The sequence below is a fragment of the Flavobacterium sp. TN-1 genome (assembly GCF_052828645.1).
This window is the reverse complement of sequence record NZ_CM128253.1, coordinates 2094539-2110196: the sequence shown is the minus strand read 5'-3', so window position 1 is coordinate 2110196 and position 15658 is coordinate 2094539. Positions and strand designations below refer to the sequence as shown.

Sequence of the window (15658 nt, the reverse complement as noted above, 5' to 3'; positions counted from 1 at the left end):
GGTTATTTTCTCTAATATTTTCTAATACGCGATTTCGATTAAAATAAGATTACAAAAAAGCCAGCTACAAACTTATAGCTGGCTTAAAATAATATTAGCTGAATTTAGTATAGATTAAAATATTCTTTATCAGACATTTTTCCTGATTGAATTTTTCGTAACTCCTCCATTTTGCTCATAATTAATTGATGACCTTCATCACTCATTCCTTCTGGCTTAGCTAATCTGTGAGTACCTGCTAAGACTCCATCATAATAACGGAAGAAGTTTGAATCAAACTGAGTTGCAGTTAATTTAGCATTCGTAGGATCTGCTAATAAAAATCCTAAACGAACTGCTGAACGTCTTTGTTCAGGCGTACCGTGATGATCAGGACTTTTTGTTTCTCTATCTCCAATTGAAGAAGCAAACTCATAAGCTGTAGCTATTTCAGAGTAAGTAGATTTGCCATATCCTTTTCTTAAATAATAACCTGCCATTCCATCTGCCTGTAATTCACCTGCTCTAGCTGTTGATTCTTTTTTAGAAGGCAAACGGAACGCATATTGTAATTGATGTCCGTACTCATGAGCAAGTATCATTACATTGATTAAGTTTGAAGCATCTTTAGATTTTGCATCTCTAAAAATTCCTTCTCCATAATAAATTTTTCCATTACTATAAGAAACTGCATTATAGGTGGAATTCCAGTCCGTGCCGTTTTTTACAAATCTAAATACTGGAGCTGCTACAGAAGTCCCCCTCCAAAAAGTTTTAATAGCAGTATTTTGATTTGTCATAAAAGTAGCATCTGCTGATGTTCCTGCACTAGCAGATAAGGTTGTAGATAAAATAGCTGAAGCTGGCCAAGAAGAATCTACATAACTACATTCGTGTTCACCCCCTGTTGGTTGTTCTACAATTGCAGATTCTTCTTGATTGGTTAATGCCTCTTTTTCTTTGGAACAAGAAAATAATGCTACTGATGTAGCCACACTTAGCAACGAAGTGCTTACTTTGATAGCTTTTTTCATAAATTGGTTGGTTTTTAAATTATTTACGCAAACCTATAACATTTTTTTAAAAAACAAGAATAAAACAAACATTTGTTTTAACAAAAACTTAAACAAAAAGACAAAATAGATTAATTTTAACCCTATTTTCCATGTTTTTAACAAAAAAGTAAAATTTTGTGTAAAAAATCAACCCTCCTTTTTTACAAAATAATTGATGTTAAATAAAATTATAGCAACTATTATTAATAAGTAAGCACTTAATTGAATTAGATTTATTTCCTCTCTAAAATAAAATAATGCTAAAAAGAAATTAATCAGTGGATTAATATACATTAGAACACCTACTGTTTTTGAGTCAACACCTCTAAGGGCGTACAAATTTAAAAACAAAGGAAGGATGGTAAATAATATGACTATAAGAGTCATTACCTCCCAAAATAATAATACTATAGGAGTTTCTGATTTATAAAAAAAATAAAAAGGCAATAACAGTAATGATGAAATTATCAATTGAATTGTTAATACCACAAAACGATCAAACTGGTTATTTTTTCTTTGACTTATAAGATACATTGCAAAGGTTGATGCAATTATTAAGGAATAGATCAAATCTTCAATATGTCCATAAGATAAAATACCACAGCTAATAATAAATAATCCTACTGCTATCCATTGTCCTTTATTCAAATTTTCTTTGAGTATAAAATAAGCTAATATTGTTGTAATTATTGGACAAATTAGATAGGCAAATGAAGCAGATTGTATACTAACATGATTTACGCAATACATGAATAAAAACCAATTTAACACAAGTAACAAACCTCCTAAAACGGTTAAAAAAATTGTTTTTTTCTTGATCTTTATACTTAATTCATTAAACGTTTTAAAATTATTAAAAACGACGTGTTTTCTGAATAACAAATTAATGAGTAACAACAAAAAGGTGGCATAAAAAACGCGGTAGAATAATATATCTAAAGAAGGATAAGCATGAAGTTTTTTTATCGCCAAACTAAAAAAGCCCCATATAAAGAAGGATGAAAAGGCAGCTACAAAATATTTGTTAAGGTTCATAAAATCAGATTTATAATTATAAAAAAAGGATAAAAATACTCAATTCCTTTTATCCTTTTCTAAAATTAATATTTTTCAAAGTTCTAATGTCCTTCTTTGACTTCTATTGAGTCAACATCAATATTTTGTTTTTTTAATATATTCTTAACTAGAATTGCAAAAAATGTTAAATAGGCAAAACAAAGAACAGCTACAATATATGAATTATGTATACCTATTAAATCTGAAATTTTACCTTGAATAGGAGGTATTATTCCACCACCTAATATCATCATGATTAAAAAAGCGGAACCTTGTGAAGTATATTTTCCTAAACCAAAAATAGATAAACTAAAAATTGCTGGCCACATAATACTACAAGCTAATCCTCCCGCTAAAAACGCATAAACTGCAATAATACCTGTTGAAAACAAACCTATCAGCATAGCCATCAGACCAAATAAGGCAAAGATCATTAATGTTCTTGCTGGTTTATCTTTAGATAAAAACATGGCTATAATTTGTAATAGAACACATAAAACATAAAAATATAAAGGTTTCATATCTTTACCAGAAAGTATATTAGCCCCTAATACTATTCCAAATGCTATTAGAGGGACTACAATTAATGCTATTATCTTTTTAATTACTTTCAAATCAAAAACACTAATAGCACCAGCCCAACGTCCTATCATTAAACCTCCCCAATACATAGATATGTAAGGTGCAATATCAGAAGATTGTAAACTACCAAATTCAGGTAATTTTAATAATTCTCCTAGGTTACTTCCTATAGAAACTTCAACACCTACATAAACAAAAATAGCCAACATTCCTAATACTAGTTGAGGATACTGCATAGCTCCCCAGCCTTCAGGGTTTTTCTTAGCAGATGTATAAGCATAAAAAATGCCGCCTAGAACTACTACTAAAGCTCCAATTAGCCAGTTCATTCTATACTTATTTAAATCTAATAAATCAGACGAATTTAAATCATTTACATTCTGATATGTTTTAAAAATAAAGGTAAAACAAGCGGCTAAAAGTATGGTCATAACGACCAATGTCATTAAGGCTTTATTAGCTTTTTCCATAGGTTCATTAGAAATTCCTGAGGGTACCTTTTTAGAAAAATAAAACAATGTTGCTGAACCTACAAATAGTAAACCTACACACACATAAAGAAAAATAACTTTATCTAATTCTAAATGTTTAATTTGATCATCTGAAACTGTAGCGGTTGTTCCAAACAAGGCTAAAGCTACAATTATTGGCCCAATTGTTGTTCCTAATGAATTAATTCCTCCTCCTAAATTTACTCTACTTGCTCCTGTTTTAGGATCTCCTAATAAAATGGCGAAAGGATTAGCGGCTGTTTGTTGCAACGAAAAACCTAGTGCCACTATAAACAAACCTATTAACATTCCAGCATAAATACTTCCTTTCACGGCTAAAATCATGGCTCCTGCTCCTAAAGCAGAAAATAACAACCCATAAATTATACTTTTTTTATGCCCCCAACTTCCTACAATATCCTTTCCCTTAGCATTTCCAAAAGCAAATAATAATAGAGCTCCTAAGTAATATGCCGTATAAAATGCAAAATCTATTAGCTGAGACTGAAACTGATCTAGAGAAAAATAATTTTTACAGAATGGAATAAAAATACTATTTCCAGCAGCAATAAAACCCCAAAAAAAGAAAACCGTTACCAGGGTATATAAAGCTGGATAATTTGTTTTTGTTACTTGTGAATTCATAAATCTTTTTAGTTAGCGATCCAAATATAACAATAACTTTGATTAAAATTTTAAAATTGTATTTTTGTTTTAAATTTAAGAAATATGAAAAATTTTTGGTTTTTACTAACTTCACTAGTACTACTTAACTCTTGTGATGATGGGAATATAATAGAGGAAACATTTAATTTCAGTAGCATTACAACTCAAAAATGTAACAATACTAACACACTATATAAAATTAATGATAGAGAAGCTCTTATCTTTATTACTCCTGAAACAAGCTTTCCTAATGAAGAAGGAACTAAAACGTACACTATTGGAACAACTCATAATTTAGTTTATAAAAAGTTTTATTCTACAATTAGCAGTAATGAAATCTGTTCTACGGGCAGTGTTCCTATTGCAGAACAATGGACCGTATCGGGCGGGACTATTGAAATAACTTCTAACAAAATAATCTCTACCAATGATCCTTCTAAAATAGTAGGTTACAACCACAAGATCTTATTTAAAAATATAACATTCAACACCCCTAACAAACAACTGGTATATGATCAATATGATTTTGGCAATTACACAACTGATTTAATTGATTTAAAATTTGATTATAAAAATGCTGTTATGCAAAATTGTTCTGGAAATAACCTTATATTTAAATACAATAATAATAACGCCTTATTGTTAGATATAGATCCTAATTTATATAAACACCAAACGGTTGGTACAAAAACGGCATTAATAAATAACGTTAATAAAATAAGCTATAGAGTTTACAATGGTAATTTAAATAGTAATTTTTTCTGTCAATCTATCCCTCCTACAAGTCCTAGTTTAACTGGAGAATGGATTGCACAAAACGGGACAATAGATAACGATGGTATTATTGTGATAGAAACCACTCAACAAACCTCTACCACTTATCGTCATGTTATAAAACTCAGAAAAGTATTTTTTAAGAATGGGATTAAAACATACAGTCCAAATCCTAATGGAGATTATGAATTTGGCGAAATTATAAACTAGTTTACAAAAAATTTTTTTGGTTAATATATACTTCTGTTGCACCAAAACCGTATTTTTGAAAACTAGCTTCTTGAAAGCTGATGTAACTATATTTATTTAATAGAAAATCTAATTCAGCTTTCAAGATCCCTTCTCCAACACCATGAATAAGTACCACTTTCTGAATTTTATTTTTTATTGCAAAATCTAGCTGTCTTTGTGCTGTTTCAATTTGAATATTTAAAATATCATAATTATTCATGCCTTTAGTACTTTGTACTAATTTTTCTATATGAAGATCTACTTCTAAAATAGTTTCATCTTTTTTAGACTTCTTTTCTTTTATAAAATTTTTAGGTTTAGAAATTTCTTTTTCTTTTTTTATTGCATAAAAATTTGTTGTAGAAAAATCCATTCCTGATTCTCCAATCAAGATTAATTCGTTATTTTTAAAAGGTAACTCAAATCCTTCTTCTGTTTCTATCCAAACTTGATCTGTAGCTATCTTAATTACTACTCCATTAATATTATCATCTAAAACGGATACTTTATCTCCTTTGGAAAACATAACTTTTTTTTTTGACAAAAATAGGAAGTAAATATTTAATTTTGCAATGAACTTTGTTTTTACATGGGTAGAAAAAATAATCATGAACGATTTTATGATTCCTTGTTTGTTTAAAATGGTTTTTAAAGTAGATTGCTTGGGGTGTGGGGCACAAAGAGCTTTTATTTTATTACTAAAAGGAGAGTTTAAAAATGCTTTTTTTATGTATCCTCCTCTTTTTAGCGTACTGCCTTATATATTACTAATAACTGGACAATATTATAAAGCTTTTAGTTTTTCTAATAAATACATCCGATCATTAGGCTATATAAACTTAATTATTATGTTTATTTCTTATTTTATTAAACATTTAACATAAAAAAGGAGGCTGTCTACAAGATAATAATTATATCATTTCATCTTGTACCCTAACAGTAAGAAATAGCATCAAAAATGAAGCTTTTCGTGTTATTAAATAAACAAAATAAGATTTTCTATGCTTATTTTGTAGACAGCCTATTAGTTTTTATTTTTCAAACGCTTTAAGAGTATCTATAATTATAGCAACACAATCTCTTAATTGTTCTTCATTCATCACTAAAGGTGGTGCAAAACGAATAATATTGCCATGTGTTGGTTTAGCCAATAAGCCTTTCTCTGCCAATTTCACACAAATATTCCAAGCTGTATCACTTTCTTCTGTATCATTAATTACAACAGCATTTAACAACCCTTTACCGCGGACTAAAGTAGCTACATTCGATGTTTCTATAAATTTAGCTAATTCTTCTCTAAATATTTTCCCTAAACGTTCTGCATTTTCGGCTAGTTGCTCCTCTTTTACCACCTCTAAAGCTTCTATAGCCACAGCTGCAGCTACTGGATTTCCTCCAAAAGTAGATCCGTGTTGACCTGGTTTTATTACATTCATAATACCATCATTAGCCAATACAGCTGATACAGGATATGCACCTCCTGATAATGCTTTTCCTAAAATTAAAATATCAGGCTGAACACTTTCATGATGTACTGCCAGTAATTTGCCAGTACGAGCAATACCTGTTTGAACCTCATCGGCTATAAACAATACATTATGTTTTTCACATAATGCTTTTGCTTTTGCTAAATATCCTTCACTAGGAACATAAACTCCTGCTTCTCCTTGAATAGGTTCTACTAAAAAACCTGCAACATTAGGAGATGACGTAATTGCTTGTTCTAAAGCTTCTAAATCATCGTATGCAATTTTTATAAATCCTGCTGTATAAGGACCAAAGTTCTTACGAGCATTTTCATCATTAGAGAATGAAATGATTGTGGTTGTTCTTCCGTGGAAGTTATTTTCACAAACTATAATTTGAGCCTCATTTTCATTAATTCCTTTTCTTTCATAAGCCCATTTACGACACAATTTCAAAGCTGTTTCAACTGCTTCAGCTCCTGTGTTCATTGGCAATACCTTATCAAAACCAAAATAGTTGGTTACGTATCGTTCATAAACACCTAACTTATCATTATAAAATGCTCTTGAAGTTAAAGTTAATGTTTGAGCTTGTTTTACCATAGCATCGACAATTCTTGGATGACAATGCCCTTGATTTACGGCAGAATACGCTGATAAAAAATCGTAATATTTCTTACCTTCCACATCCCAAACGTACACTCCTTCTCCTCTACTTAAGACTACTGGTAGTGGATGATAATTGTGTGCTCCGTGTTTGTCTTCTAATGCAATAGCTTCAGCTGAACTTAATTTTTCTAAAACTGACATAATAATTCTTATTGATTGGTAAAATCGCAATTCCTTCTTATGGTGAGAAATCAACCCTATAAACGTCAAAAGTACAAATTTCTACGATCATTCTCCAAACAATTCAATTTCAAACATCTGATCTTTTTCAAGAAACATTTTATTAACAAACATTTTTATTTTTTAACTATAAGGAAATCGTAATATAACAATCTAAAAAAAAACCACAAACGTTTAGCTAACATAAAGCTTGTAGGTTTGCCAAAACAAAAAATAAATTTATGAACTTAAAAAACATGTTCTTTACCTCTATTATTATATCAGTAATAGCTTGTAATAAAGAGGAAAACACAAACACGGATTCAGCAGTTGAAAATACTCGTATTGAATTTAAAAACCATTCTAAAACTCCTGCTCTTATAAAAACAATGCCTGAGTTTTCAAGTATTCAAACCTATTCTTTATTTTCAAGTGAAGACCAATTTATTAATTCTCCTAGCTTCGTTTTTGGGGGTTCCGCAGACGGATCGGGACTTATAAAAAACCCAGACGACAGTTTTACCTTTTTAGTAAACAATGAAGATAATTTTTCTGTTTCTAAAATAACTTTTGATAAAACCTTTAAACCTATTGCTGGTGAGTATGTTTTAAATTCTAAAGGTGCAGGAACAAGACTTTGTTCTGCTACTTTAGTAATGCCTGAAATTCACGGTTTTGGTCCTTTCTTTTTAACTTGTGGTGAAAGCGATAGTGAATCTCTTGTACATAAAATAGCGCCTACTGATACTCACATAAATGCCAGTATTCCTAAAACCATTCCTGCTTTTGGTAGATGGAGTGCTGAAAATGCAGTTCCTTTGTCTAAAAATGCTTACGCTGGTCAAACCATTATTATGATTGGAGATGATGACAACAAAGATTATGGAGGTCAACTGGTAATGTATAAATCAACAACAGGCGATTTAAACAATGGAAAAGTATATGTAATCAAACGTACAGATAACGAATCTATTGAAACTAAAATGACTGAAAATAACACCTATGACATAGAGTTCGTTGAAATTACAAACGCTAAAACCAATACAGGCTTACAAAACAATCAAGCAGCCCAAGCTGCAAATGCCATTATTTTTGGACGTGTAGAAGATATTGACTGGAATAAAACCACAGGAAAAGAAAGAGAGATTTATTTTAATGTTACAGGTCAAAACAATACGGGAGTAAACGCAAATAATACCCGAACTAAATACGGAAGATTGTATCGTTTAGAATTAGATCCTAGCAATCCTTTAAAAGGAAAATTAACTGTTATGTTAGACGGTGATAACAAATCAGGTTTAGCAAAAACATTTCAAAACATAGATAATATTTGTGTTACAAAAAACTATGTGTATCTACAAGAAGATGCTAATGGTTATGGTGACGAGTCACATGACGCATATATTTATCAATATGATATCGCTAAAAAAACACTAAAAGTAGTTTTTGAATTAGATCACAGACGAAATGACACTTCTGATAAGTATTTAGGTGCTAAATCGCCCAAAGGCTCTTGGGAATATGGTGCTTTATTAGACATTTCTGATATTATTGGAAAAGACAATACCTTTATGTTATCTATACAACCCCATTCTTGGGAAAAAGAGGATTTTAAAGGTAAAGATGGTGGCGGTTTACGCCCAGATGAAAAACAAGGAAGCCAGGTTATTCTTATTAATGGTTTACCAAGATAATCCTTTCTAAATACATTCTATAAACGAAACCTAGAGACTGTCTAAAGAATATTCATCTATCATCTGTTGTTCAACAAGAACCAAACTATTAAACGAATTAAATTCTAATTATACATTAGTCTTTATGATAAAGATGAAAAGAGTAAAAGCAGTCTCTTTTTTTTTACTAACCCAATTTTCATGAAAAATATAGTCTTTTTAATCCTATTCATTTGTTCTATCTCCTGCAAAAAAAATCAATACCAATCCATACAAAGCATACAAAACACGCAAAACCTACTCAAACTTAATTTCAAGTACTTTACTAATGAAATAAATACATTTGAAGAAATAACAAAAAAAAATGTAACAGCGGATCAATTACGAAATCAATTCCAAAAAACTCGGTTAGCTTTTAAAAAATCAGAAGAATTTATTGCTTACTATTTTCCTAGTAGTTTTATAAAAATAAACGGTGCTCCCATTGACGAAAATGATCTCAACGAAACCAATAGAAAAATAGAATATGCCACAGGATTTCAAAAAATTGAAGAACTAATATTCCGCCCTTCAATTAACAAAATTCTGTTATTAGAAAACATTGAAATACTAAAAGGACATCTCGTAGTATTAACCCAACAAATTAACAACTTACAATTAAATGACAGCAACATATTTGAAATTCAAAAATTACAATTACTTCGCGTTCTAAGCTTAGGAATTACAGGTTTTGACTCCGCTCTAGCGCTACATTCATTACCCGAAGCACAAAGTTCCTTAAAAGGTATTCAAGAAGTTATTAACGGTTTTCAATTTGATAAATCATTCAATACAGCTATTAGTAAAGCAATATCTTACCTCAAAAAAAACAATTCGTTCAACACCTTTGATCGTGCGGTATTTATCACACAATACGCCAATCCGATATTTCAAAATATCTTTCGAATTCAACAAAAATTGCATATTAAAAACAATCCCTTTTTAACAGCTATTAATTTTAATAAAAAAACGCCTTTTGAAACAGAAGCTTACGACCCAAACTACTTTGCTCCTTTTTACAACAAAAACCCTAGCAAATTACAAATTCACTTGGGCAAACAACTTTTTTTTGACAAAATTTTGAGTGGCAATAATCAAATAAACTGCGCCAGTTGTCACATTCCTAACCAGGCTTATGCAGACCACAAAACGAAAGCCGTTGCAAATAAAACATCACGCAATACGCCAACCTTATTAAACGCAGGATTGCAAAACACCCAATTTGCAGACAATCGCATTCGTTATTTAGAAGATCAAGCCAAAGCCGTTATAAATAATCCCGATGAAATGCACGGTAGCTTTACATTAGCCCTTAAAAAACTTAATAAAAACCAAATGTATCGAAATCTTTTTCATAAAGTTTTTCCTAGTTCAAAAAATATAACCGAAGAAAATTTATTACAATCCATTGCTAGTTTTGTCAGAAGTCTATCCAAACTAAATTCTAAATTTGATGAATATCTAAGAGGAAAAGCTTCTTTAACCATACAAGAAAAAAAAGGTTTTAATCTTTTTATGGGAAAAGCAAAATGCGCAACTTGTCATTTCTTTCCTTTATTTAATGGCAGCATTCCTCCTTTATACCAAAAAACAGAAAGCGAAATATTAGGTGTTCCCTCCCGTATACATTCAAAACAAATAGATCCCGATTTAGGAGAATATCATATTACAAAAGCACCACTCAAAAAATATGCTTTTAAAACACCAACCGTTCGTAATGCCTCGATTACCTTTCCTTATATGCACAACGGTGTTTTTAACACGCTAGAAGAAGTCATTAATTTTTACAATAAAGGAGGTGGCAAAGGAAACGGAATCATAGTAGAACACCAAACTTTAGCCCAAAATCCGCTCCTTTTATCTAAAGAAGAAATGCAAAACATAATTCGTTTTATACAAACCTTAAACAATCCATAGTTCTAAAACCACTATGGATTGTTCAGGTATTTTTAAAACATTTCTAACAACTTAGTTACAGTATTAAAATTACGAATTGTAGAAAGTACATTTAATTTTTTTTCTATATACTTATTATCCATTCGGGTTTTACCAGCCCCATTAATATATTTCAAATATATCCGATTCTTATCTACTGTTGCCTCATCTGGTTTAACCTGACTTATTTTTAAATCATGAATAGCACTTTCATTTAGTTCTTTATTCAAAAAAGCAAAGTATATTTTTGAAGGATCAGCTTCCTTTTCTTTTAAATATGGATTATTAGAAAGAGCTCCTTCTAAATCTTCTTTCCCTAAAACCATTACAGGTACTTCATAGCCCCATTCCTTAAAAATTTCTTGTTTGATTTTGAACCCTACCGAAGGACCATTTGCTTCCTCACATTCAAAAAACACATTTCCTGACTGGATATAAGTCACCACATTTTCAAACCCCATTCGCTCCAATAAAACTTTCAAATCATCCATCTTTATCATATTGTGTCCTGATACATTTATACCGCGAAGGAGTGCAAGGTGTTTTTTCATTATTACTTTTTTTAAAAAATTATCAAAAGAGATAGAATAACAAATTTAGATTAATTTAAAAAGTTCACAAGATAAAATTTAAAAAGCCTTAAATAATTCCTTATTTTAGAACAGTCAAACACAACTATAAAACCAACACATCTACAATGAGTTCAAAAAATGAATCTTATAACAAACAAAAAACTTTTAACCACTACAAACAAGAAGACAAATACTTTTTTGGTGGCTTTTTGAATAATGCTGACGACAATTTAAGACAAGTTGGCAAAGAGTTCAAAACAAGGATTAATTTTAATCACAACAATAATGAATTAGCAAGTGTTTTTAAAGATTATTTCAACAAAGAAAAATCAGTTGCCAAAAGAGAGCATGCGTTAAACTTATTAAGTAATTACTTTCCTGTTTTAGAACGAATTCAAAAGCATACTAATCATAACTTTGAACAAACCAGAGAAATTTTCGAATTGTTACTTGATACAATAAAAAAATTAAGAGATTATTATACACATCATTATCACAAACCCATCACTATTAATCCTAAAATATATGATTTTTTAGATGACACCTTATTAGATGTTTTAATTACAATTAAAAAAAAGAAAGTAAAAAACGATACCTCTAGAGAACTACTAAAAGAAAAACTTAGACCTGAATTAACACAATTAAAAAATCAAAAAAGAGAAGAGTTAATTAAAAAAGGCAAAAAACTATTAGAAGAAAATTTAGAAAATGCAGTTTTCAATCACTGTCTAAGACCTTTTTTAGAGGAAAACAAAACAGATGATAAACAAAACAAAACAGTTTCTTTACGAAAATATAGAAAATCTAAACCAAACGAAGAAACATCGATTACGTTGACCCAAAGTGGATTAGTCTTTTTAATGTCCTTCTTTTTACATCGAAAAGAGTTTCAAGTTTTCACATCTGGATTAGAAGGATTTAAGGCAAAAGTAAACACTATTAAGGAAGAAAAAATCTCTTTAAATAAAAACAATATTGTATATATGATTACACATTGGTCGTATTCATATTACAATTTTAAAGGTTTAAAACATCGTATAAAAACAGACCAAGGCGTTAGCACCCTTGAACAAAACAATACTACACACAGCTTAACAAATACTAATACAAAAGAAGCTCTACTAACTCAAATAGTAGACTACTTGAGTAAAGTACCAAATGAAATCTACGAAACTCTTTCTGAAAAACAACAGAAAGAGTTTGAAGAAGACATAAATGAGTATATGCGTGAGAATCCAGAAAATGAGGACTCAACTTTTTCATCAATAGTTTCTCACAAAGTCATTCGCAAACGCTATGAAAATAAGTTCAACTATTTTGCAATGCGCTTTTTAGATGAATACGCCGAACTACCTACATTGCGATTTATGGTCAATTTTGGCGACTATATCAAAGATCGTCAAAAGAAAATATTGGAATCTATCCAATTTGATTCCGAAAGAATCATCAAAAAAGAAATCCATCTTTTTGAAAAACTGGGTCTAGTTACTGAATATAAAAAAAACGTATACTTAAAAGAAACTTCCAATATAGACCTTAGTCGTTTTCCTTTATTTCCTAGTCCCAGTTACGTAATGGCTAATAACAATATACCTTTTTATATAGATAGCAGAAGTAACAACTTAGATGAATATCTAAACCAAAAGAAAAAAGCGCAAAGTCAAAATAGAAAAAGGAATCTTACTTTTGAAAAGTATAACAAAGAACAATCTAAAGATGCTATTATAGCAATGCTTCAAAAAGAAATTGGTGTAAAAGATTTACAACAAAGAAGTACTATTGGGTTATTAAGCTGCAACGAACTGCCTAGTATGCTTTATGAAGTGATTGTTAAAGATATTAAAGGAGCTGAACTTGAAAATAAAATTGCTCAAAAAATAAGAGAACAATACCAAAGTATTAGAGATTTCACCCTTAATAGTCCTCAAAAAGACAACATACCAACTACATTAATAAAAACAATAAGCACAGACACGTCAGTTACTTTTGAAAATCAACCCATAGATATCCCTCGTTTAAAAAATGCCATTCAAAAAGAATTAGCGTTAACACAAGAAAAACTTCTAAATGTTAAGCAACATGAAATTGAAGTGAACAATTACAACAGAAATAAGAATACATATAAATTTAAGAATCAGCCAAAAGATAAAGTTGATGATAATAAACTCCAACGTAAATATGTATTTTATCGTAACGAAATTGGACAAGAAGCTAATTGGTTAGCCAGCGACCTTATCCATTTTATGAAAAACAAATCGTTATGGAAAGGGTACATGCATAACGAATTACAATCATTTTTAGCTTTTTTTGAAGATAAAAAAAATGACTGTATAGCCTTATTAGAAACTGTTTTTAACCTAAAAGAAGATTGTATTTTAACAAAAGACTTAAAAAATTTATTTCTCAAGCATGGTAATTTTATTGATTTCTATAAAGAATATTTAAAATTAAAAGAAGACTTCTTGAATACTGAATCTACTTTTTTAGAAAATGGGTTTATTGGGTTACCACCAAAAATTTTAAAAAAAGAATTATCAAAAAGGCTCAACTATATATTCATTGTATTTCAAAAACGCCAATTTATAATTAAAGAATTAGAAGAAAAGAAAAACAATTTATATGCTGATGCCATCAATTTATCCCGCGGTATATTTGACGAGAAACCTACAATGATTCCGTTTAAAAAACCAAATCCAGATGAGTTTGCTTCTTGGTTTGTCGCATCTTATCAATACAACAATTATCAATCTTTTTATGAATTGACACCAGACAAAATAGAGAATGATAAAAAGAAAAAATACAAAAACCTACGAGCGATTAACAAAGTAAAAATTCAAGACTATTATTTAAAATTAATGGTAGATACTTTGTATCAAGACTTGTTCAATCAGCCATTAGATAAATCCTTATCAGATTTTTATGTTTCCAAAACAGATAGAGAAAAAATAAAAGCCGATGCCAAAGCTTACCAAAAGCGCAACGATAGCTTCTTATGGAATAAAGTCATCCATTTATCTTTACAAAATAATAGGATTACTGCTAATCCGAAACTGAAAGACATAGGAAAATACAAGAGAGCCCTGCAAGATGAAAAAATAGCCACGCTACTTACTTATGATGATAGAACGTGGACGTATGCCTTACAAAAACCTGAGAAGGAAAATGAAAACGATTATAAAGAATTGCACTATACCGCACTTAATATGGAATTGCAAGAGTATGAAAAAGTGCGTAGTAAAAAACTACTAAAACAAGTACAAGAATTAGAGAAACAGATTTTAGATAAATTTTATGATTTTTCTAATAATGCTACTCATCCTGAAGATTTAGAAATTGAGGATAAAAAAGGAAAAAGACACCCTAATTTTAAACTTTACATTACAAAAGCCTTATTAAAAAATGAATCTGAAATCATAAATTTAGAAAACATAGATATTGAAATTTTAATTAAATATTATGATTATAATACTGAAAAGTTGAAGGAAAAAATAAAAAATATGGATGAGGATGAAAAAGCCAAAATAGTTAATACTAAAGAGAATTATAACAAAATAACCAATGTTTTAATTAAAAAAGCACTTGTTTTAATTATCATTCGCAACAAAATGGCGCACAATCAATATCCACCTAAATTTATTTACGATTTAGCGACTCGTTTTGTTCCAAAAAAAGAAGAAGAATACTTTGCTTGCTATTTCAACCGAGTTTTTGAAACCATAACAACAGAATTATGGGAAAACAAAAAAAAAGCTAAAGAAATAGTTTAAAAGCTATTGCTCTTTGATATTTTGAGAAGGATTTAAAAAAAGGAGTAGCTTTGGGGTATAAAGTTCAGAAAAAGTTCATTTTTTTGTATAAAAAATTGTAGTAATCCCTTACTACGAGAGGCTTACCAACACTTAGGTTGGGAAAGCCCTTATTTTGAAGGGTATCTACAACTTTAAAGTCACCTCAAATGAGGTGGCTTTTGTTGGGAAAGCCCTTATTTTGAAGGGTATCTACAACTTCGTGGTAGTTTCCTTCAAAAGTGATGATGTTGGGAAAGCCCTTATTTTGAAGGGTATCTACAACACAGATATGGCACTTATAACCCCCAAAACTGTTGGGAAAGCCCTTATTTTGAAGGGTATCTACAACTGTTATTGCGTCTTCGATAGAAGCAACAAGGTTGGGAAAGCCCTTATTTTGAAGGAGGGACGAGCGTTAAGAAATAGTCCAGTGGACTATTTTAGCGATGTAGCCAGGAGGCGCGTGGGCGTTTAAAACCGAATTCAATTTTTTTGAAGGGTATCTACAACGACATGATCAGAC

General features: G+C 30.1%; 12 protein-coding genes. 6 read left to right on the top strand and 6 right to left on the bottom strand.

Features of this window, described 5'->3' with window-relative positions:
- Positions 1 to 104: 104 nt before the first annotated feature.
- The 3 genes from ACUXZJ_RS09255 to ACUXZJ_RS09245 form a co-directional block, all read right to left on the bottom strand.
- Positions 105 to 1013, bottom strand: coding sequence for a hypothetical protein (locus ACUXZJ_RS09255; protein ID WP_063744066.1), 909 nt, complete (start codon positions 1011 to 1013; stop codon positions 105 to 107).
- A 168-nt stretch (positions 1014 to 1181) separates the two neighbouring features.
- Positions 1182 to 2069, bottom strand: coding sequence for an EamA family transporter (locus ACUXZJ_RS09250; RefSeq protein WP_063744067.1), 888 nt, complete (start codon positions 2067 to 2069; stop codon positions 1182 to 1184).
- 83 nt (positions 2070 to 2152) lie between these two features.
- On the bottom strand, positions 2153 to 3808 hold the full coding sequence (locus ACUXZJ_RS09245; protein ID WP_060381863.1) for a hypothetical protein: 1656 nt from the start codon (positions 3806 to 3808) through the stop codon (positions 2153 to 2155).
- A gap of 84 nt (positions 3809 to 3892) precedes the next feature.
- Between ACUXZJ_RS09245 and ACUXZJ_RS09240 the strand changes: the two genes are divergently transcribed.
- Entirely contained in the window at positions 3893 to 4813 is a 921-nt protein-coding gene (locus tag ACUXZJ_RS09240; RefSeq protein ID WP_060381862.1) for a hypothetical protein, read from the top strand.
- Position 4814: 1 nt separating this feature from the next.
- On the opposite strand, the gene ACUXZJ_RS09235 is transcribed toward ACUXZJ_RS09240, so the two are convergent.
- Entirely contained in the window at positions 4815 to 5360 is a 546-nt protein-coding gene (locus ACUXZJ_RS09235; protein ID WP_060381861.1) for a Smr/MutS family protein, read from the bottom strand.
- Positions 5361 to 5406: 46 nt separating this feature from the next.
- Between ACUXZJ_RS09235 and ACUXZJ_RS09230 the strand changes: the two genes are divergently transcribed.
- Complete coding sequence (locus ACUXZJ_RS09230) at positions 5407 to 5718, top strand: DUF2752 domain-containing protein (protein ID WP_081248778.1); 312 nt, start codon at positions 5407 to 5409, stop codon at positions 5716 to 5718.
- 147 nt (positions 5719 to 5865) lie between these two features.
- Here ACUXZJ_RS09230 and rocD read toward each other — a convergent pair whose 3' ends face one another.
- Positions 5866 to 7110: an ornithine--oxo-acid transaminase gene (gene rocD / locus ACUXZJ_RS09225; RefSeq protein WP_060381859.1), complete on the bottom strand. Its 1245-nt coding sequence runs from the start codon at positions 7108 to 7110 to the stop codon at positions 5866 to 5868.
- A 260-nt stretch (positions 7111 to 7370) separates the two neighbouring features.
- On the opposite strand from rocD, the gene ACUXZJ_RS09220 reads away from it, so the two are divergent.
- Together ACUXZJ_RS09220 and ACUXZJ_RS09215 are read left to right on the top strand one after the other, a co-directional pair.
- Complete coding sequence (locus tag ACUXZJ_RS09220; RefSeq protein ID WP_063744068.1) at positions 7371 to 8822, top strand: DUF839 domain-containing protein; 1452 nt, start codon at positions 7371 to 7373, stop codon at positions 8820 to 8822.
- Positions 8823 to 9002: 180 nt separating this feature from the next.
- Complete coding sequence (locus ACUXZJ_RS09215; protein WP_063744069.1) at positions 9003 to 10757, top strand: cytochrome-c peroxidase; 1755 nt, start codon at positions 9003 to 9005, stop codon at positions 10755 to 10757.
- 32 nt (positions 10758 to 10789) lie between these two features.
- Here ACUXZJ_RS09215 and ACUXZJ_RS09210 read toward each other — a convergent pair whose 3' ends face one another.
- On the bottom strand, positions 10790 to 11326 hold the full coding sequence (locus ACUXZJ_RS09210; RefSeq protein WP_060381856.1) for a DUF1697 domain-containing protein: 537 nt from the start codon (positions 11324 to 11326) through the stop codon (positions 10790 to 10792).
- Between the two features lie 146 nt (positions 11327 to 11472).
- Here ACUXZJ_RS09210 and cas13b point away from each other — a divergent pair, with 146 nt between their 5' ends.
- Both cas13b and ACUXZJ_RS09200 read left to right on the top strand, forming a co-directional pair.
- Positions 11473 to 15114 (top strand): type VI-B CRISPR-associated RNA-guided ribonuclease Cas13b, encoded by a 3642-nt coding sequence (cas13b, locus tag ACUXZJ_RS09205; RefSeq protein WP_063744070.1) that lies wholly within the window; start codon positions 11473 to 11475, stop codon positions 15112 to 15114.
- Positions 15115 to 15268: 154 nt separating this feature from the next.
- Positions 15269 to 15610 carry a hypothetical protein gene (locus ACUXZJ_RS09200; RefSeq protein WP_418251502.1) on the top strand — a complete coding sequence of 114 codons (342 nt, stop codon included), beginning with the start codon at positions 15269 to 15271 and terminating at the stop codon, positions 15608 to 15610.
- Positions 15611 to 15658: the final 48 nt, after the last annotated feature.

Bases quoted from the DNA above. Each gene is read 5' to 3' on its own strand.
- cas13b (WP_063744070.1), top strand. From the start codon at position 11,473: ATGAGTTCAAAAAATGAATCTTATAACAAACAAAAAACTTTTAACCAC.
- ACUXZJ_RS09240 (WP_060381862.1), top strand. From the start codon at position 3,893: ATGAAAAATTTTTGGTTTTTACTAACTTCACTAGTACTACTTAACTCT.
- ACUXZJ_RS09230 (WP_081248778.1), top strand. From the start codon at position 5,407: ATGAACTTTGTTTTTACATGGGTAGAAAAAATAATCATGAACGATTTT.
- ACUXZJ_RS09220 (WP_063744068.1), top strand. From the start codon at position 7,371: ATGAACTTAAAAAACATGTTCTTTACCTCTATTATTATATCAGTAATA.
- ACUXZJ_RS09215 (WP_063744069.1), top strand. From the start codon at position 9,003: ATGAAAAATATAGTCTTTTTAATCCTATTCATTTGTTCTATCTCCTGC.
- ACUXZJ_RS09255 (WP_063744066.1), bottom strand. From the start codon at position 1,013: ATGAAAAAAGCTATCAAAGTAAGCACTTCGTTGCTAAGTGTGGCTACA.
- rocD (WP_060381859.1), bottom strand. From the start codon at position 7,110: ATGTCAGTTTTAGAAAAATTAAGTTCAGCTGAAGCTATTGCATTAGAA.
- ACUXZJ_RS09235 (WP_060381861.1), bottom strand. From the start codon at position 5,360: ATGTTTTCCAAAGGAGATAAAGTATCCGTTTTAGATGATAATATTAAT.
- ACUXZJ_RS09250 (WP_063744067.1), bottom strand. From the start codon at position 2,069: ATGAACCTTAACAAATATTTTGTAGCTGCCTTTTCATCCTTCTTTATA.
- ACUXZJ_RS09245 (WP_060381863.1), bottom strand. From the start codon at position 3,808: ATGAATTCACAAGTAACAAAAACAAATTATCCAGCTTTATATACCCTG.
- ACUXZJ_RS09210 (WP_060381856.1), bottom strand. From the start codon at position 11,326: ATGAAAAAACACCTTGCACTCCTTCGCGGTATAAATGTATCAGGACAC.